The sequence below is a fragment of the Sivoneniella epilithica UHCC 1019 genome (genome assembly GCF_040830845.1).
GTDB lineage: Bacteria > Cyanobacteriota > Cyanobacteriia > Leptolyngbyales > Leptolyngbyaceae > ULC077BIN1.
Genome location: NZ_JBFPDP010000048.1, coordinates 18,685 through 36,821, shown reverse-complemented (window position 1 = coordinate 36,821; position 18,137 = coordinate 18,685). Strand labels below are relative to the sequence as shown.

Annotated in this window: 16 protein-coding genes; 4 read left to right on the top strand and 12 right to left on the bottom strand. The window is 47.6% G+C overall.

All coding sequences use genetic code 11. From position 1 onward, the window contains the following. Positions 1–492: 492 nt before the first annotated feature. From AB3R30_RS21940 to AB3R30_RS21905, 8 genes are all read right to left on the bottom strand, one after another. Positions 493–897, bottom strand: coding sequence for a WGxxGxxG family protein (locus AB3R30_RS21940; protein WP_458651342.1), 405 nt, complete (start codon positions 895–897; stop codon positions 493–495). A 467-nt stretch (positions 898–1,364) separates the two neighbouring features. Continuing rightward, entirely contained in the window at positions 1,365–1,796 is a 432-nt protein-coding gene (locus tag AB3R30_RS21935) for a response regulator (RefSeq protein WP_458651341.1), read from the bottom strand. Between the two features lie 144 nt (positions 1,797–1,940). After that, positions 1,941–2,330: a hypothetical protein gene (locus AB3R30_RS21930; protein ID WP_458651340.1), complete on the bottom strand. Its 390-nt coding sequence runs from the start codon at positions 2,328–2,330 to the stop codon at positions 1,941–1,943. A 61-nt stretch (positions 2,331–2,391) separates the two neighbouring features. Further along, positions 2,392–2,577, bottom strand: a complete 186-nt coding sequence (locus AB3R30_RS21925) for a hypothetical protein (RefSeq protein ID WP_458651339.1) — start codon at positions 2,575–2,577, stop codon at positions 2,392–2,394. A gap of 169 nt (positions 2,578–2,746) precedes the next feature. After that, on the bottom strand, positions 2,747–3,130 hold the full coding sequence (locus tag AB3R30_RS21920) for a response regulator (protein ID WP_458651338.1): 384 nt from the start codon (positions 3,128–3,130) through the stop codon (positions 2,747–2,749). 244 nt (positions 3,131–3,374) lie between these two features. Next, positions 3,375–3,749, bottom strand: a complete 375-nt coding sequence (locus AB3R30_RS21915; RefSeq protein ID WP_458651337.1) for a response regulator — start codon at positions 3,747–3,749, stop codon at positions 3,375–3,377. A 250-nt stretch (positions 3,750–3,999) separates the two neighbouring features. Continuing rightward, positions 4,000–7,152 carry a GAF domain-containing protein gene (locus AB3R30_RS21910; RefSeq protein WP_458651336.1) on the bottom strand — a complete coding sequence of 1,051 codons (3,153 nt, stop codon included), beginning with the start codon at positions 7,150–7,152 and terminating at the stop codon, positions 4,000–4,002. Beyond that, entirely contained in the window at positions 7,149–9,098 is a 1,950-nt protein-coding gene (locus tag AB3R30_RS21905) for a response regulator (protein WP_458651335.1), read from the bottom strand. Before AB3R30_RS21905 ends, AB3R30_RS21910 begins: the two co-directional genes overlap by 4 nt. A gap of 181 nt (positions 9,099–9,279) precedes the next feature. Between AB3R30_RS21905 and AB3R30_RS21900 the strand changes: the two genes are divergently transcribed. Then, a complete protein-coding gene (locus AB3R30_RS21900; RefSeq protein WP_458651334.1) occupies positions 9,280–9,750 on the top strand; it encodes a phycobilisome protein in 471 nt (156 codons plus the stop codon). 125 nt (positions 9,751–9,875) lie between these two features. On the opposite strand, the gene AB3R30_RS21895 is transcribed toward AB3R30_RS21900, so the two are convergent. Continuing rightward, positions 9,876–10,556 (bottom strand): Uma2 family endonuclease, encoded by a 681-nt coding sequence (locus tag AB3R30_RS21895; protein WP_458651333.1) that lies wholly within the window; start codon positions 10,554–10,556, stop codon positions 9,876–9,878. Positions 10,557–10,759: 203 nt separating this feature from the next. On the opposite strand from AB3R30_RS21895, the gene argB reads away from it, so the two are divergent. Further along, on the top strand, positions 10,760–11,653 hold the full coding sequence (argB, locus tag AB3R30_RS21890) for an acetylglutamate kinase (protein ID WP_458651332.1): 894 nt from the start codon (positions 10,760–10,762) through the stop codon (positions 11,651–11,653). Between the two features lie 86 nt (positions 11,654–11,739). Here the strand turns inward: argB and AB3R30_RS21885 are convergent, their stop codons facing one another. Continuing rightward, complete coding sequence (locus AB3R30_RS21885) at positions 11,740–12,960, bottom strand: quinone-dependent dihydroorotate dehydrogenase (RefSeq protein ID WP_458651331.1); 1,221 nt, start codon at positions 12,958–12,960, stop codon at positions 11,740–11,742. Positions 12,961–13,229: 269 nt separating this feature from the next. Between AB3R30_RS21885 and AB3R30_RS21880 the strand changes: the two genes are divergently transcribed. Next, on the top strand, positions 13,230–16,031 hold the full coding sequence (locus AB3R30_RS21880; protein ID WP_458651330.1) for a GAF domain-containing protein: 2,802 nt from the start codon (positions 13,230–13,232) through the stop codon (positions 16,029–16,031). Between the two features lie 41 nt (positions 16,032–16,072). After that, positions 16,073–16,699, top strand: coding sequence for a dioxygenase family protein (locus AB3R30_RS21875; RefSeq protein WP_458651329.1), 627 nt, complete (start codon positions 16,073–16,075; stop codon positions 16,697–16,699). 38 nt (positions 16,700–16,737) lie between these two features. Here the strand turns inward: AB3R30_RS21875 and AB3R30_RS21870 are convergent, their stop codons facing one another. Continuing rightward, positions 16,738–17,562, bottom strand: coding sequence for a metallophosphoesterase (locus AB3R30_RS21870; RefSeq protein WP_458651328.1), 825 nt, complete (start codon positions 17,560–17,562; stop codon positions 16,738–16,740). 171 nt (positions 17,563–17,733) lie between these two features. After that, positions 17,734–17,988, bottom strand: coding sequence for a hypothetical protein (locus AB3R30_RS21865; protein ID WP_458651327.1), 255 nt, complete (start codon positions 17,986–17,988; stop codon positions 17,734–17,736). Between the last annotated feature and the right edge of the window lie 149 nt (positions 17,989–18,137).

Below are 18,137 nucleotides of genomic sequence, written 5' to 3'. Positions count from 1 at the left end.
CCCCCCCCCCCCCCCCCCCCCCCCCCCCCCCCCCCCCCCCCCCCCCCCCCCCCCCCCCCCCCCCCCCCCCCCCCCCAGGTCAGCATTCATACACACTAGTTGGAGACTCTGAAAGGACTGACTCTAAGGCTATTTCTTTAAATTAGCACCCTTATCGATTCAGACCTAATAAATTAAGCAAAATCAATCCTATCTATCTCTAAGGAAAGATCTTTTCTAAAGACTACTTTGCGTTAATACTCGATATCAAGAATCTACACTTTAAAACTAATAAACTAATAAGTAGTTGTACACAATTAAATACACCCCCTCTAGTTCACCTTGCCAAGGGGGAAGGCGACAGCCGGGGGTGGTACAGGGTGATTTTCATATCCGGGTTACTTATCAAGTCAAACAAAAAGTAAGCAGTTTTAGGGGATTAAACCCTCTACTGCTTACCTATGACAACTACCTAAATTGGGTGAAAAGAGACTTTGAGCAAAAGAGCAAAAACTAGCGAAGATCAGAGCGTGTTGTTGTTGGCTCATAGCGAGTAGTGGTTTCATCATGCTTAGGACGTCGCAAGCCCGCTAAGCCCGCTAAGCCCGCTAAGCCTAACAAACCCCAATTACCATTGTCGTCTCTAGTCATGCTGGTCGTGCCATAGGATGAAGAACCATCCGTGGAAGTGGTAGAGGGAGAAGTAGTGGAGGGGGAAGACATGCTTCCAGTGGAGGAATCTGGAGACATCGTACCACTGCCTGTTGTGCCAGTACCATCAGGTGTTGTTGTGCTAGAGGTGCCAGAACTACTGCCAGATGGACTACTGGTTTGAGCAAAAGCAGACATGGGAAGAGCAGCTAACGCGATCGCGGCAGTACCAGTCAATGCAGCTTTAGACAAGTTTGAGAGTTTCATGAGTATGGCTCCTTATTACTGGATGAGGGTTTGATAGGTTGATGGTTAGGACAGCAAATTGACGTGAAGCAGATTAATAACCTGAGAGAAGGTAGCACTCGACAGTCAAATATTTGACTTATCTATATAAAGTAATCAGTAATAAGTGAAGTTAGCTCCCACTCTAGAAATAGGTTTTCCCGGCAATCTATCAACTCAAGACATAGATTCTTGGGCATCTATAGCCACCTTTTTAGTGCCATAAATTTAATACCATAACTGACTACAACAAGTTTGAAATGTAGTGGAATAACGCGATGTGCGACTATCCCAATAATCTTCTCCCTAAATCCCTATCCCAGAGCGGGAGAGGGGCTTTGAAGCACTCTTGCTCCCTTCCTCCTGCTTGGAAGAATGGGCTGCTTGCTTCCCGCAGAATAGGCTGACTTTAGTGGCACATCAGGTGAAATAAGTAAGACTCTTGCGGTCTATATATGCTCTGATGTAGCTAAATTAATCAGGTGGCTGGGCTGCAAGATCATCTCTATTTGATAGAGCAAATTCTCGAAATCAATCGGTTTGCGAATGAACCCATCGGCTCCCGCATCAAACCCTTCGGCAGGCATCAAGGAACTATAGCCAGTCACTAAAAGAATGGGGATAAACGGTAAATGAGGGTTTTGCCGAATCTGCCGGGTTACCTCAAATCCGTTCATTTCTGGCATCATCACATCTAAAAGGACTAATTCTGGTGGATGTGCAGTAATTTTTTCTAAGGCAGACTGCCCACTATTAGCGACCTCAACTCGATATCCCTCGTTTTCTAAAACTGTTTGCAACAAAAAGGAGTTATCAGAAAGGTCGTCAACTACTAGAATGCAATCAACTTGTGGTGCTATTTCAGGAGATAAACTGTTCATTACTAAGGAAAGGACTTTTTCTAAAGGCAAAGAAATTTTGAAGAGATAGCTCTATTGTCTCTACTAAACTCTGCACTTTACTCCTACCTTAGAGAGATCTATCTTTATTTCTTTGAGTAACCTAGTAAGAGTTATTGATAGCGCTCAAACAGTTACTAATTGGGCAGTCTCTTGGCGTAATGCTTCAACTAAATGCTCATCAATAGGTTGCCACTGGGGATTGGTTGCTTTTCCGGCTTGCCACTGGAATGAAACTTGGCTAAATCCGCTGCATTTTGGTCGGCTGGTGTCCGATGGGCAGTGTTCGATCCAAATTAAGCGATCGCAGTCTAATTGAAACTTCCGGACAATTTGGCTTGCCAGTTGTTCAATCTTGTAGGGGAAAAACCATCCTGTTTCGCAACCCATATCAGACACCATCACAATGTATTGTCCAAATGGTGAATGAAAAATTTGCAAATAGCATCGCAATTGCCAAGTGCCAAAATCTTGTCCCGGAACTATACATTGATAAGACTGATCAACGATCTTCATAGTAAATCCCTGAAAGTAAATAAATAACCCTTTGCTGCATAGTCACCAATGAAATGGTGATCTAAGTAATCAGCGAGACATGTTTGCGAGATAAAAGACTCAGTTCTCGTTCTAACGACGTAGAGGTTAGGCGAGTTCCTTGATCATATAAAGGCATTTCCTGCCAGCAACTCCGGCAGAACCAATACACTTGATGTTGACGAACGTGGCGCAACATGGAATGAGAGCAGCAAGGACAAGCGTTCATCGTAAGTTCCTCGGATAAAACCGGGTGAGGATTGAGAGACACAGAAGAAATTGAGCAATTCTTCAAATTGCACTGACTTCAACATATTTGGAAATTCTGGAGAAAGTTTGGAGAAAAATAAGAGTTTGACTAAGTTTTTTTGCGGATAATGTCGAAGTGTTATGGTTTCTCATCCTTGCAAGGCTTGAGCAATTTGCCGAACAAAATCAACGGGATCAAATGGCTTGAAAATAGTTAACACTACGCCTAATTTTGGTAAGCGATCGGGGTTAGGCAAATAGCTATGGGCGGTTAATAGCACGACTGGAATCAGTTGAGTTGTTGGATTAGAGCGTAAACACTGCAAAACGGCAAACCCATCCATTTCGGGCATCATCACGTCTAACACGATCGCGTCTATTTTCTCAGTATCAGCTTGCCGTAATGCGTCTTTGCCTGACGCTGCCGTTAGCACGTCCCAACTTCCTAAATGCTGCAAACACGCTGCTACCACTTCTCGAATCACAGCATCGTCATCTACAACTAAAATCCGCTTGGCAGTCACGTCAACCATTCTAACTGTTTGCTTTTAATACTGTGGACAAAAATGGAGTAGCCCTCGGCTTCAATCGAATGGGGACGGTCGAATGAATATAAGACACTACTCTTACAGTCGGAAATCATACCTGGATGTAGCAACGCCAGAAACTTAAGCAGTGGCTTGAGAGTACATAAAGAATATGGAGAAAGTTTGCAGACTCTCGCTTTTATCGTAAAGAAGCGTTAAGTTGCATGTGTTTTTCGAGATTCATTCCAGCCTACCAGCCTACCAGTAGGCTAATTTCCTTGGAGATCTGGAGAGGGTCGAAGGGTTTAACAATTAAGCCTGCAACGCCCAACTGTTTGTACTGGAGTTGTTCGTTGGGTTGAACTTTGGCTGTCAGAAAAATTACTGGAATGGGAGCAGTCTGAGGCTGGCGCTGAAGATGTTGCAGGGTTTCGAGACCATTCATTCCGGGCATCGAAACATCGAGCAAGATAGCATCGGGCACCTCGGCGATCGCGGTTTGAATCGCCTCCTCTCCAGAACTTGCCACTATCACCTGCCAACAGGCAAGTTTCACCAGACACATTCGCACTACTTCTCGAATCCGTTCTTCATCATCCACAACCAAAATTCGTTTACTGGTCATCGCAGCTTACCCCTATTTTTATCCAGCGTAACTAAAATAGTGAGGAAAAATGGCGAAGTACGAATGGCGAAGTAACTTGATGTGCGACTTTCCCAATGACCCTCACCCTAAATCCCTCTCCCAGGAAGGGAGAGGGACTTTGACCGATTCTTGCTCCCCTTCTCCTGCTTTGGGATAAGGGGCTGGGGGATAAGGGCTAACTTTAGTCGCACATCGCGTGAAGTATTGAGTGGAACATGAAAAAGCAAGATTATTCAGGTTGCAAAGGTAAGGTGAAGAAAAACGTGCTGCCCTGACCCCAAATGCTTTCTACCCAGATTTGTCCGCCATGCTGCTGGACAATCGACTTACAAATCGCCAGCCCCAAACCCGTGCCACCCTTATCGCGAGAATCTGAAACATCTACCTGCTGAAAACGACCAAAAATACTCTCTAGCCTATCTGTTGGAATTCCACGACCGTGATCGGTGACAGAAAAGAGGATGGCAGCAGATTTGGGAACAGATAAAGCAGATAAATTTTGTTGATTCGCTTCATCCGTTCCCCATTCAGCCTTGAGCCACACCCTATCGCCTGGATCGGAAAACTTGATGGCGTTGCTCAGCAGGTTGGTAAACGTTTGAATGATGCGATCGGGGGCAACCCAAATCTGCACAGATACAGGCTGCACGATGAGCCGCACGTTTGCTTCTTGGGCGCTGCTTTCCATCACCGCGATCGCTTTTTGCATCAGATCGGCAGCATCACACCATTCTCGCACGATTGACAGTCTGCCCGTTTCCAGTTTCTCTAGATCCAAAATGTCGTTGACTAAGCGCACTAGCCGTTCTGTGTCAATTGAGGCAATCTCAATCATCCGTTTCATGGCGATCGGTTCGTTATCCATGACTCCGGTTGCCAACAAGCCCAGCGACCCGCGAATGGAAGTTAAGGGAGTCCGCAATTCATGACTGACGATAGAAATAAATTCGTCCTTCAGTTTTTCGACTGCTTGCCGTTGGGTCACATCTTCACCAATACTGGTTACGCCAATAATGTCGCCTTTCGGATTTCTCAACAGCGTGATACTCCAGTTGATAATTTTTGGTTCACCTGATTTAATCAAAATTTTACTTTGAGCAGAGGGATAAAATTCTTGCTTGAGATTATCCTGAAATAGTTGGCGCTGTTTTTGCATTTGCTCGGCGGGAATGAATAAATCGAACCAGTTTTGCCCCATTACTTCGCTTGCGGCATGACCTGTCAATTTGAGAAAGAAGGGATTGGCGGCGTTGATGGTGCCGATGGTATCTAAGCTAATGACTGCTAGGTTTGTGCTTTCAAACAGCGATCGCCAGCGGCGTTCGGCTTCTCGTAAACCTGCTTCGGTTTGCTTGCGTTCTTGGAGTTCAATTTGCAGTTGGCTATAGAGTTCGGATTGCTGAATGGCGATCGCCAGTTGGCTAGCAATCTGCTGGGATAAATCGATTTCCCAAGCTTGCCACTGACGCGGCGCGGCATTTTGATAAATCGCTAACAGCCCCCACAGCATCTCTCCCGAAAAAATTGGGGCGATCGTGTAGGCTCTTGCTTGAAACTGTTCCAAGAGTTCAATATGGCAAGGGCGCAATCCAACCGTGTATATATCGGCAACGACAAATGTTTCATGATTTTGGAAGCGTCCTCCCTGAGTCTCTTGTAAATAGGTGTCTTCCCATAGTTTTTGAATGTCGGGTTCCACCAGTTTGACCCATTCAGCCCCAACGGATTCGGCAATAAAATCTCCATTCCAATCTGAATCAAATCGATAAACTGCTACTCGATCGGCTTGTAATAACTGCCTTACCTCAGTTACAGCCGTGTTGAGGACGGCATTGAGATCCAACGATTGGCGAATCGCTTGGGTGATCCGCCACAGTAATTGCTCTTGTCTTGCTTGCTGCTTGAGGGCGGCTTCTGCTCGTTTGCGATCGCTAATATTATTGTTGATCTCCAACACTTTTACTGGGTTGCCCAGATCATCTTTTTGCAATGCCCAGCGGCTATCTACGGTAATCATTGAGCCATCGTGTCGAGCTTGAACGAGTTCACCTTCCCAATAGCCTTGATTTAAGAGCGCGGCTTTGATATCAATCAGCGGATAGGGGAACTGGGTTTGCAGCAGAGTATGAGTTTCGGTGCCAATTGCGTCTGCCTTTTTCCATCCATACATAAACTCAGCCCCCTCATTCCAAAACGTGATGATGTCGTTGAGGTCATGGGTAATGATGGTGTCGTGCGCTAAATCTAGTAAGTGTGCTTGCTCTTGCAGGATCAATTGAGTTCGTCGTTGAATCAGCAAGGTTTCCAGTAGGCGATCGTTCACCTGGGTCAGTTCAGCCGTTCGCTCTAAAACCCGTTGCTCTAACTCGATATTCAACTGTTGCAGCGCCCGTTCTGCCTGTTTGCGAGAGGTCAACTCGGCTTGGGCTTGTTCAAACAGAGAAGATTGTTGAATCGCAATGCTTGCCTGAGTTGCTAGCTGCCGTAATAAATCAATCTCGGATGGCTGCCACGATCGCGGCGCAACACAATGATGAGCCACGAGCAATCCCCATAGGTCGCTTCCTTGCAAAATCGGAACGACCAGATTTGCCCTCACTTCCAACCTTGACAATAGTTCAAGATGACAGGGATTGATATCGGCAGCGTGAATATCAGATTTTGCCGTAACAAGCCCATTCTTAAAAGGTTTGATGTAGCTTTCCCCAATGCAAGGATCATAAATCTGGGTGGCTAAAATGGCTCGTTCGGGGGTGCTAACTGATTCCACCACAACCGTACCGCTCCAGTCGGGATTAAACTGAAAAATCACGACGCGATCGGTTTCAAGATATTGCCGCACTTCATCCACTGTGGTTTGAAGAATATCTTGTAAGTTGAGCGATCGCCGGATACGTTGAGTAATCTCCATCACAAGGCGCTGTTGTTCAACTTGTTGACTGAGCGCTTCTAGGGTGAGATGGGTTTGGCTCTGCAACTCTGCCACCTGCCGGAGCAATTTTCCCTGCTGCATCACACTGCGGAGCGCGAGTTGTACCGTCTCCGCTGTTAGGGTTGCTTTGTTGAGATAGGGCTGTGCGTCTTGAATTGGCGGTGCGGCGATCGTTTCGCGATCGGGCATCAAAAAAACCACGGGCACGATAGAGGCTTCCTGTTGCTGTAAAGCCTGCACAAACTGCAATCCGGTCATATCTGGCAGGCAATAATCTAGCAAAACTGCATCCGGTTGGGCAGCGCGGACTTGATCTAATCCAGCGGCTCCTGTTGTTGCCTCAAGCACGCTATAGAGAACGCGATCGCTATGCTTCAAATAGTGACGCAGCAATTCGCGATCGGCTGAGCAGTGTTGCACAATCAAAATCCTGTAGGCAGCTTGAGTCATGCCATCTCCTCCGGGTCATGCGACTGGTTTATATCAAGTGATTGATCAATGAAAGCGGCTGCAAATTGCTGGCGGCGAATTTGTTCGGGTTGTAAACGATTGAGGACACGAGCAATCAACTCTGGTTCCAAAATTGGCTTGCGGATGTAGTCATCGCCTCCGGCTGCAAAGGCTTGGACAATCGTTTTGGTATCCTGATAGGCGGTCAAAAAAAGAATGGGTAGGTTTCCCCAATGTGGGTCATTTCGCACCACCTGACACAGTTCAATTCCATTCAATCCCGGCATCTCTATATCTAATATGAGTAGATCGGGAATCGCTCCTGTTAAGGTTTCCCAAAAGCGCTGGGGTTCAAGCAGAGGAGTTACGTGCAATCCCCAGGGCGAAAGCATCAGAGAGACTCGATGGAGAATTATTGGATCATCATCGACAATCAATACTTTTCCGGCGATCGCGGGTTGAGGTCGCAAGCTTTGAGCATTTACTTGTTGCAAAGTTGTTTGGATTGCCTGAAAGATTTGGGCTGAGGCGATCGGTTTTTGCAGAAATGCCTGGATTCCCAATCGAGCGGCGGCTACTCGATCTGAAAGGTGATTTCGTGCAGTAAACACTACTATTGGAAGCTGAGGATAGTGCTGCTTCAAGGTTTCCAGCCAGGTTAAACCATTCTCGTTACTATCCGCAAAGGTCAGATCGAGTAAAACAATATCAGGAATGGTGGACTCGATAATCTGCTGAGCTTGCGCCAAGTTCGCAGCGGCTTCTAACTGGAGCGATCGCGCCTTTGCTTCTGCCTTTAAGCGATCGGTCAATAACTGATCATCATCGACTACTAACACGAGAGGACATGGCACCAGATCGGAGGACTGGGCGATCGCTGCTGGAGCCGTCTGCGTTAACGCTGGTTCTCGCTGAAGTTCCTGTTTTAAGGCGGTCACCAGTTGTGCGACTTTGCTAATTGCCGGCGCTTGCAACTGAATCTCAGGCAGTTGTAATAGGTCTTCGATTTGTCGAGCAATGATAGATCCTTGTGGAAATCCATATACACCTAATGATCCAACCAATTTATGAGCGGTTTGTTTGGCGAGTTGCTGTAAATCGGAGGTTAAGCAGCCTTTTTCTAATGCAGCAATCCCTTGATCCAGGACATCAATTTGCTCATCAAAAGAATCTTTGAATCGCGCCCATAGCTCCAGCATCATTGAGCTAACTGACTCAGCAGCAACCTTGGGTTGATCTATGGCAATTTCTTTTGGGCTTGTGGATGTCAACAGGTTCAGCGATCGCAGGCGATATCCAAATCCATAAATTGTTTCAATCAGATCTTGACTGGCTCCGGCTGCCTTTAACTTTTGTCGAATGGCTTTAACGTGACTACTAATGGCACTTTCGGTCGGTGATTCATCCAACTCCCACAGGCGATCGATCAAGGCGGCGCGACTAAAGATCCGCTGAGGATGCAATAGCAGTAATTCCAAAATTCCATACTCTTTTGGCGTTAAGCGAAGGACTTGCTGCCCATGGCGAATTTCGTTGATTACACAGTCAATTTGCAACTCTCCATAGGTCGCGATCGCAGGAGCCATTGTTCTGCCTCGTCGCAATAATGCTCGAATTCGCGCCAATAGTTCTGGGATATTGAAGGGCTTGATCATGTAATCATCTGCGCCAGCATCTAAACCTAGGACGCGATCGGTTGCCCCATCCTTTGCCGTTAGCAGCAAAATAGGCATCTGACAGCCTCTAGCCCTCAGCCGTTTGCAAACGCTAATTCCATCAACTTCAGGAATACCGACATCCAACAGCATTAAGTCATAGTCAAATTGCTCCACTAAACCCAGAGCAGATTGCCCATCTGTTGCGGTTTCAACCACATGATAATCACCCAGTGACCGTTCAAGCATGGCGCGAGTGGCTTGATCATCCTCCACTAATAAAATTTTCACAATGCGACTGACAATAGAGAATAAGTAGAAATACACTGAATTCAAGCAATCAATTCTTACACCGATTGGGAGCAAGTGTTAAGAAAGACTGCGTTTTTTTTCAAAATTTATGCATTTCGTTTTCTAAAACCCTTCTCAGGGCACTCTCAAAAGTAAGGTTCTTAATTTTACTCACTGCCCTATGCACGCTCTTAACTATAAACTTGATAAATCCATCCTAGATGCGGATGGTCGTTATCTAGACTCTCAAGAGCTTTACCCATTAGAGTCCTATATCCAAAGCTATAGTCTTCGCCTGAGTGCCTATCAGCACTTACAGCAACATGGCGACAAATTAGTCATTTATGCTCTACGAAAACTTGCTCAACTCTATCCAGAATTAATTCAGCAACACGGACCTCGTTGTAAATACGACATGACAGAAGTCTTGCGCTATATAGCGTTGTCAATTTTGCGAGATGACGAACTTTTGTTTAAAGAACAAATGCTGGGCTGGCTCGATACAATCCTGCTGGCACACAAGCGAAATAACCAATGTCGGCAGGCATATCAAAATTTGCAAGAGGCGATCGCTGCAAATTTTGTAGCGGCAGAAACCGGGCTAATTCGTCCCTATTTGGACTTAACGCTACACACCCTCGAATCCCACTAAACTTAATTTGTGCAGGTTAGATTTTGTGCAAAAAGATGAGCGATCGCACCATGCCCCAATACGAATCATTAGAGAACTTATAGCTCTTCGATGCATGATGGTAGTTCCTGCAAAAGTGACTACTCCTACCGCGATCGCTGCTGCACAAATTCTGCCTGTTCTGAAGAAGCTACCCCTGCCTGCAATACAGTTAATACTTGAATCATATTTCCCGTCAGCAACTCCTCCACGGCGAGCCACAATCCAGGAAACACGCGGCTCCGAATCACTCCACTTTCATCAACGGGCAGCGGCACATACTCCCCTTCTTGGAGTGAAAACCAGTCCAGTTTTTGTTCAAATACTTGCCAAACAATGTACTCTTTGATGCCATTGCGGCGATAGGCTCGTTTTTTATCTCCCAGGTCGATCGCCGCGCTACTTGCCGCAATCTCTGCCACTAATTCGGGTGCCCCTTCCACATAATCATCTTCACTCAGCCAAGACTGTCCCCCATACTGCTCTCCAATCAGCAGCACGGCATCAGGTTGAGGCTCATTGTCTAGATCAAGGCGAACAGTGGGTTCGATCCCCAATTCCACCCCAAGGGTTGCCACTTTGTAACTTCCTAACCAAATAATTAAATTTCCGTGGGGTTCGCCGTGACTTTTAAACCGTAGGGCAGCCGCCATATAAACCACTCCTTCAATCAATTCAGCTTTTTTTAAGGGCATGGCATTGTAGCGCCGCTCAAACTCATAGCGATTCAGGCGATCGCCATTTTCCAAAGGTGGCAGCAGCTTTTGTGGGTGAGGAGTTTTGACCATGGCTGGCTCGGAGTCCCAATTCAATTGTATTTTTCAATCATATCGGCTATTTTTCCACTTCTCTGTTGAAAACTGGAGTGACTCTACGATCGCTTAAAGCTAAGATTTGATGACATAAACAGTAGGCGATCGCGATTTACATTGTTGAAGGGGTCTCAGTCCTTTACACTGCAAAAGATCCAATTTCACGAGTTAACTTGACCATGATCATGACGGAACACGACTCTACCCCAGAATCGGCAGCAACTAGGGCAAAAGTTTTGAGTGAAGCGTTGCCCTACATTCAGCAGTTCGCCGGAAAAACCATAGTAGTGAAATATGGCGGCGCAGCAATGAAAGACAGCACCCTTAAGGATCAGGTGATTCGAGATGTGGTGTTTATGTCGTGCGTGGGGTTACGTCCGGTGTTGGTGCATGGCGGCGGTCCTGAAATTAATATTTGGCTAGATAAGTTAGGGATTGAGCCACAGTTCAAAGATGGGCTGCGGGTCACGGATGCTGCCACGATGGATGTGGTGGAAATGGTGCTGGTGGGTCGAGTGAATAAGGAAATTGTGTCATTGATTAATACGGCAGGGGGATCAGCGGTGGGGCTGTGCGGCAAGGATGCGAATTTAATCACTGCGCGCCCAGCCAATGCTGAAGGCGTGGGATTTGTGGGCGAAGTGACCAGCGTGGATACCCGCATTTTGGAAGTGATGGTGAATGCGGGGCATATTCCGGTGGTTTCTAGCGTGGCAGCCGACGAGACTGGGCAAGCATTTAACATCAATGCGGATACAGTGGCGGGTGAGATTGCGGCGGCTTTAGGTGCTGAAAAACTAATTTTGCTGACGGATACGGCGGGAATTTTGCGAGACTATAAAGATCCGTCTACGCTGATTCCTCGATTAGATATTCAAGAAGCCCGAAATTTAATCGAGGTAGGCATTGTGGCAGGCGGCATGATTCCCAAGGTGACCTGCTGTGTGCGATCGCTGGCTCAAGGAGTCCGGGCTGCCCACATTTTGGATGGTCGTTTACCCCATTCTCTCCTCCTAGAAATCTTCACCGATGCCGGGATTGGTTCGATGATTGCCTCGCCGGGGGTGAGATAACGGGTCAAGCGCGATTCCTGTAGGGATTCCTACGGGAAAGCTGCACTAACGTTCGTTTCACAAATCGTCCTAGCTGCGTTGGAGATTCAGAGGCTAGGCACAGCGTCGCTGCCGATCCCAACTGCATCTTGAATTGATTTCAAGCCTTGCTCATCTAGTTTTTGTAGCAACCCTTCCAACACCCGTCGCACCATCCAGGGACCTTCATAAACCCAGCCGGTGTAAACCTGCACCAAGCTGGCTCCTGCGGTGATTTTTTCCCAGGCATCTTCAGCGGTGAAAATGCCGCCCACGCCGATGATTGGCAGTTGTCCCTTAGTTTCTTGATAGATAAACCGAATTACCTCCGTCGATCGCTGCCTCACGGGTGCGCCGCTAATTCCCCCCGCTTCTTGAGCTACCGGGTTTCCAGTTGAGAGCCTTTCAGTCTGCAATCCATTGCGCTGGATGGTGGTGTTAGTGGCGATGATGCCTGCTAGCTGATGCTGTTGGGCAAGGGCAATCACATCCGCGATCGCCTCCCATTCCAAATCCGGCGCAATCTTCACCAAGAGTGGTTTGTGCGCTACATTTTCCTGCTGAAGCGCCTGCAAAATTGGCTCCAGTTGGGCTTTGTCTTGCAGCGATCGCAAGCCCGGTGTATTGGGCGAACTCACATTTACCACAAAGTAATCACCCAAATCCTTCAGCGATCGAAAACTTCCCACATAATCCGTCGCCGACTCTTCAAGCGATGTAATTTTAGACTTGCCCAGGTTGATGCCGAGTGGAAAGGGAGAAAAGTGTGAAGTACAAAGTGCAGAATGCGGAGTTAGATTTTCTGCGTCCTTTTTCCTTTTTCCTTTTTCCTTTTCCCTCAATCTCTCCGCCAACGCTGCTGCCCCCTGATTATTAAATCCCATGCGATTTAGCACGGCTTGATCCAACGGTAAGCGAAACAGGCGCGGCTGCGGATTCCCCGGTTGGGTATGCAAGGTGACGGTGCCCAGTTCGGCAAAGCCAAAGCCAAAGCGCGACCACAATCCAGCGGCGATGCCATCTTTATCAAATCCGGCGGCTAGCCCCATGGGGTTGGCAAAATTTAAGCCCCAAAGCTGCTGTTGTAACCGTGGATCAGATAGGCTGAGCGATCGCTCAAGTTGAGTCAAAACCCAGGGCATCTGATTTGCCGAACTATCATCCAACCAACCCAACAGCTTTAAGCTTTGCTGATGGAGCCACTCCGGATCGGTCTTCAGACCTGAGAATAGTAAAGGACGCAGCAGCGTTTGATATAAATCCATTGGCATTTCAGCAATAATTGACACAGGGTGTTTAGCAATGAGCTTCCTTAATTGCTAAACATCGCTAGGATATACAGCACCTAGAATAGGATGGTAGCAAGAATGTCATCAAGGCTCTGTGATAAGGGTACAGTCTTTATTAGTAGCACCTGACTAAAAGCTGACATCCTAACGAGGATTGAGTGAAGGTTCAGCTTAAATACAGTGCAAAACCTAGGGAGTTGTTGAAAAACTCTGCGCTGGGTGTGTTTTACTATATTGCGCCCGTTATCTCACAGGAACCTCTAATCGAAATGGTTCAGCCCAAAGAGCCGCAGTCTTACGATAAGCAATTGGTTGCTTTAGGGAGAATCCTGCAAACGCTGCGGGAAGAAGAAAATTCTGATGTTTTAATTGATACGGTGCTGAATTATCTCAAAACTGAGTTTGATTACAGCTTGGTGTGGGTGGGTTTGTACGATCGCCTAGAGCATCGGCTGTTTGGCAAGGGTGGCATGATTCCTGTCGGTGATCAATCCTTTCTGAAGCAGCGGTTTAACCTACAACCGGGCGATATTTTAGAGCAAGTGGTGATTCAGCAGCGGGCGCTAGCAGTGCCCGATTTGCGCGAAGAACTTCGGGGCGGAGATTGGCGAAAAGCAGCCCAAAAGTCTGGGATTCAAGGCACTGTGATTTTTCCTATTCGCTACCGTGACCTTTGCTATGGCGTGGCGCTGTTGGGTTCTACGGCTTGGGGCATCTCTCCGCGATCAGATGAAAAAGCGCGGTTATCGATGCTGTTGGGTGAACTGGCAGCCGCATTATTTAAGATTGAGACCGAGTGGCAGCGGCAACAAACGAAACATCCGGATGTGCCGCTGTTGCAGTTGTTAACCCAAATGCGATCGCTCTCTGGATTAGGACCGCGCCTCGAAGCGGTGGTCGAAGAAACTCACGCATTTATTCAGCCGACCCGCACCAACATTTATTGGTATGAACGCGAACGCCGTTATTTTTGGCGCAGGTTGGGCAATCGTCAACGGACTGTGGGGTTTAAAGAAGCCAATCAATTGACTTCGGGCATCACGGTACAAGAGATTAATGGGTTTTATCAAGCGCTGATGGGCGATCAGATTGTTGCGATTGGCGAGGCGCACAGTTCCCTTAAAGCCGATGCCACGAGCCGATTGATGCAGCAAATTAAGGCGCGATCGCTGATGGCTGCACCCATTTTGTATCAAAATGAACTCTTGGGCTTTCTAGCCGTGGAAGGCAACACGCCCCGCATCTGGACGGAAAACGAGAAAAACTTCATTCGGGGGGCTGCTCAAATGATTGCGCTCACGGCTCCCTTAGATGAAATGGAAAGCGCGATCGCCCAAATTCGGCTCGATCGCGAACTAACCTCTGAAATTGCTCGGTCTATTTACAGCGAAGAAGATTGGAAAAACACCCTGAAAAACGCTGCGGATACTTTGTGCAAACGGCTTAAAGTGGAACGTTTTTTGGTGCTGCTCTATGAAAAAGACCTCAAGGAGTTTGAAGTCTCCTATCAAAATCATCCGAGTAATCGCCGTCCTTTTGCGCCATTGCTAGAAGCCCTCAGCAACACGGATTTAAAAATGGTGCAAAAAAGCACGGGGGCAATTAGCATCGAAAATTTGGATACCGATGTCAAGCTGCTAGCATGGCGCGATCGCTTTCTTGAAGCAGGCGTGCGATCGCTTGTGTTGTGCAGCACCTCCATTGGGCAACCCTTAGAGGGGCTGATTGTGGTTGGGCATGAAGCGCCCCGTGGCTGGAATCGAGTGGAGCGAGAGTTAGTGAAGGTCGTCAGTCAACAAATTGGATTTATCCTGCACCAGTGGCAACTGCAACGCCAAACTGAACAACTCCAAACCCTGAGCCAGTCGATGCAGTGGGGCTTGACCGCCATGCAGCAAACCCATGATCCCACTCTGTTAGAACACTCTGCGTTGCAACAAGTGGCAAAAGTGATGGAGGTGCCCTTAGCGCTATTAGTCGCATGGACTCCCGGTCAGACCGATGCCAAATTGATCAGTTCACCACCGCAAAGCGATCGCTTTGCGGCGAATGTTGAGACTGCTATTCCAATTCATACCGACTTTTTAGTGCAGTGGACGCTAGAAAAGGAAGGCGTGGTGCCTCTTAGTGTGGCAGATCTACCTATGAACAGTCGGCGCTGGCTTCATGGCGCTGGCATTGGTCAGATCCTTGCGATCGCCCTACGGACAGCACCCGAACATCAACCCACTGGAATTTTAATCGTCGTCGATCAAGCCGAACGCCGCTGGGCAGACCGCCACATCGACACCTTTAGCATTCTCGCCAATCAACTCGCCTGGACAAGACGATATCTGAGCTTGACCCAACAACTCACCACTCAGCGTCTAGAGCTAGAGCGCCTCAATTGGTATAAACATCGCCGACTAGAAGATGTGCAGCGCTCAGTGGAAACTGGATTGAAGCGGTTAGACGAACTGGGTGCCCCAAAAGAACCACTCTTTGCCACCCGGCAGCAGCAGATTTTACGGCAGTTAAAAGATGCGATCGCGTCCGTAAACGAAGTTATTGCGGCTGAGCAGTGGCAATTTCAGATCCAAACCGCCTGTATCACCCTAATTACGTTGCTAAAACGAACCTTAGAGCGGGTTGATAGCGTGATCAAAGAACGGCAACTTTGGTCGCAGGTTCACGATGAAACAAACATCAATATTGGCGGCGATATTCCCAAAATCGAGCTAATGCTCTATGAGGTGCTGCTGGATGCTTGCTTGCGATCGAGTGTGGGTGGACGGATTGATCTTTGGTGTCGTCAAATTGATACGCGCTGGTTTGAGCTATCTATTACGGACAGTGGACAGGTTGAATCCCGCTTGTTTACAGAACTAGAAACAGGGCGCATCGACTGGCTAGCACCCTCCATTTTGGATCATCCGCCCGGTTTACACCTGTTGATTTGCCAAGCCTTAATGAAACAAATCGGGGGCGAATTTAACTTTTATAAACTAGAAGATGGGCGCAATACAAGCCGACTAGTCCTCCCGATCGCAGGCACCGCCACCCTAAAATCAAAATCTCGCGGTAAACCTTAGAAAGGGAGAGTTGGAATAGCAGTAAGAACAGGAAGAATAAAATGCAGCCGTTACAAACACGCCGACAGTTTTTGCAAATAGGATCATTGACGATCGCCTCTGGCGCGATCGCAATGGGTAGCCATCAATCATTGACTCAGGGAACCGATGAATCTAGTCTGGTGACCAATCCATTACTGGCAATCACTCCAGCCTGTGGCAAAGGCGATCGTCCCACACCTTCCCGCACTGCTGGACCATTCTACACACCCAACTCACCCAAACGCAATTCTCTAATTGAATCTGGCATCAATGGCACTAAGCTGATTGTCATTGGAAAGGTAACCAATAGAACCTGTCAGCCTATTTCCCGTGCGCTAGTCGATTTTTGGCAAGCGGATCAGGCTGGCAACTACGACAACTCAGGCTATAAACTGCGTGGGCACCAGTTTACCGACTCTCAAGGACGCTACAGGTTGGAAACAATTGTGCCAGGACTTTATCCTGGTCGCGTACGGCATATCCATGTTTCTGTTCAAGCAGCTAATCAGCCGATTTTAACCACCCAACTCTTTTTCCCAAGTGAAGCAGGCAACGCATCCGATGGTTTGTTTAACCCGGTATTACTGTTGCGGATGAACTCCACTCAGCCTAAAAATCAAGCAGCGTTTAACTTTGTATTGGCGTAGCTTGTATTGGCGTAGCTTTGTTTGAGGTAAACAATAGCTTAAACAAGCGTAATGACCGTCACTTCTGGAGGACACCAAAGCCGTCCGGGTAAATAGGTGCCAAGTCCCCGGTTGACATACAGTTGATTGTCTCCCACAACATGTAATCCCTGCGCCCATTCCCAATGCTTCATCGTGCAGGCACATTGCTTGAGCAACGGCACATATCGCTTCACTGGCTGCGGCAAGTTTCGATAAAACTCTGAAAGGCGATGCGCCATATTACCCATTCCCGGAACAAACACCTGTCCCCCGTGGGTATGACCAGACAACTGAAGATCAATCCGCCATTTTTGCAGGATCTCAGCAGTATCGGGATTATGAGATAGTACAATCCGAGGAGTCAGACTATCAAGCTGTTGAAATACAGGCACAGGATAAAATTCCGATGACCAATAGTCTGCTAATCCCACGATCGCTAATTCTTTGCCCACGGGATAGGCGATTTGATTCCACAGCACTCGAATATTGCAATCCTCAAGCGCCTTGGCAACTTCTGAACGAGAATGTCGATAGCGAATATCGTGATTTCCTAACACTGCATACACTCCCATATGGCTTTTCAAACCTGTGAGCCGCCGTGCTAAATCATGAATCGGTGCCGGATCATCGGTGATAAAGTCTCCGGTTAGCATTACCAAATCAGGTTGGGCAGCATTGCTAGCCGCGATCGCTTCCTCTAATAAACTGGGCGATAATCGAATTCCATCAAAGTGAAAATCTGAAAGCTGCACCAACCGCAAACCCTGAAGATGGGCTGACAAATTGGCGATCGACACCCGCAAATGCTCGACCGTTAGCGATCCTGTCAATAACTTGTGCATTATCCTCACCCTATCAAGCGCCTCCAGCCTAACAGAGGGAAGAGATTGTCTCTAGTTCCAAAGGCGACACTTGAGGAAAATAAAGTGGCAGGTTTCAGGTTTCAGCCTCACTGTAGATATCGCGTAGGGCAACCGCTAAATCCAGCGGCACATCGCCCTCACAAGTCTCAATCAAAGTTGTCCAGCAGAATCGGGAGCCACAATTTCGCCCTCTACTTCCAAAAGGCTGGAATCCTCTTTCGTCAGATCGGTCAATTCATTAAACTGCACGCCCATCTGCTCACAAGCTTGCTTCACAGCTTGTTTGAAGCGATTCAGATCACTTCCATACCCGCATAATTCCGCAGCCGTTTCGCTGCCTTGCTTAGCATTAGCACGAGCGCAATCGACCAGTTCAGTTCCCTCAAGCGGTGTTTTTGCAGCCATATTTGTCTCCCAGTTACAAGAATCACTTGCTCAGTCTTACTCAATTTGGGCGACTAAGCCAATCACTCTATAGATAGAAAATTCAGATAGAAAATTCAGCTTTCCGTAAAAAATTCGGCTTTCCACAAGGATTGAGGCACCCTGAAAAA

Bases quoted from the DNA above. Each gene is read 5' to 3' on its own strand.
- AB3R30_RS21940 (WP_458651342.1), bottom strand. From the start codon at position 897: ATGAAACTCTCAAACTTGTCTAAAGCTGCATTGACTGGTACTGCCGCG.
- AB3R30_RS21935 (WP_458651341.1), bottom strand. From the start codon at position 1,796: ATGAACAGTTTATCTCCTGAAATAGCACCACAAGTTGATTGCATTCTA.
- AB3R30_RS21930 (WP_458651340.1), bottom strand. From the start codon at position 2,330: ATGAAGATCGTTGATCAGTCTTATCAATGTATAGTTCCGGGACAAGAT.
- AB3R30_RS21925 (WP_458651339.1), bottom strand. From the start codon at position 2,577: ATGAACGCTTGTCCTTGCTGCTCTCATTCCATGTTGCGCCACGTTCGT.
- AB3R30_RS21920 (WP_458651338.1), bottom strand. From the start codon at position 3,130: ATGGTTGACGTGACTGCCAAGCGGATTTTAGTTGTAGATGACGATGCT.
- AB3R30_RS21915 (WP_458651337.1), bottom strand. From the start codon at position 3,749: ATGACCAGTAAACGAATTTTGGTTGTGGATGATGAAGAACGGATTCGA.
- AB3R30_RS21910 (WP_458651336.1), bottom strand. From the start codon at position 7,152: ATGACTCAAGCTGCCTACAGGATTTTGATTGTGCAACACTGCTCAGCC.
- AB3R30_RS21900 (WP_458651334.1), top strand. From the start codon at position 9,280: ATGCACGCTCTTAACTATAAACTTGATAAATCCATCCTAGATGCGGAT.
- AB3R30_RS21895 (WP_458651333.1), bottom strand. From the start codon at position 10,556: ATGGTCAAAACTCCTCACCCACAAAAGCTGCTGCCACCTTTGGAAAAT.
- argB (WP_458651332.1), top strand. From the start codon at position 10,760: ATGATCATGACGGAACACGACTCTACCCCAGAATCGGCAGCAACTAGG.
- AB3R30_RS21880 (WP_458651330.1), top strand. From the start codon at position 13,230: ATGGTTCAGCCCAAAGAGCCGCAGTCTTACGATAAGCAATTGGTTGCT.
- AB3R30_RS21875 (WP_458651329.1), top strand. From the start codon at position 16,073: ATGCAGCCGTTACAAACACGCCGACAGTTTTTGCAAATAGGATCATTG.
- AB3R30_RS21870 (WP_458651328.1), bottom strand. From the start codon at position 17,562: ATGCACAAGTTATTGACAGGATCGCTAACGGTCGAGCATTTGCGGGTG.
- AB3R30_RS21865 (WP_458651327.1), bottom strand. From the start codon at position 17,988: ATGGCTGCAAAAACACCGCTTGAGGGAACTGAACTGGTCGATTGCGCT.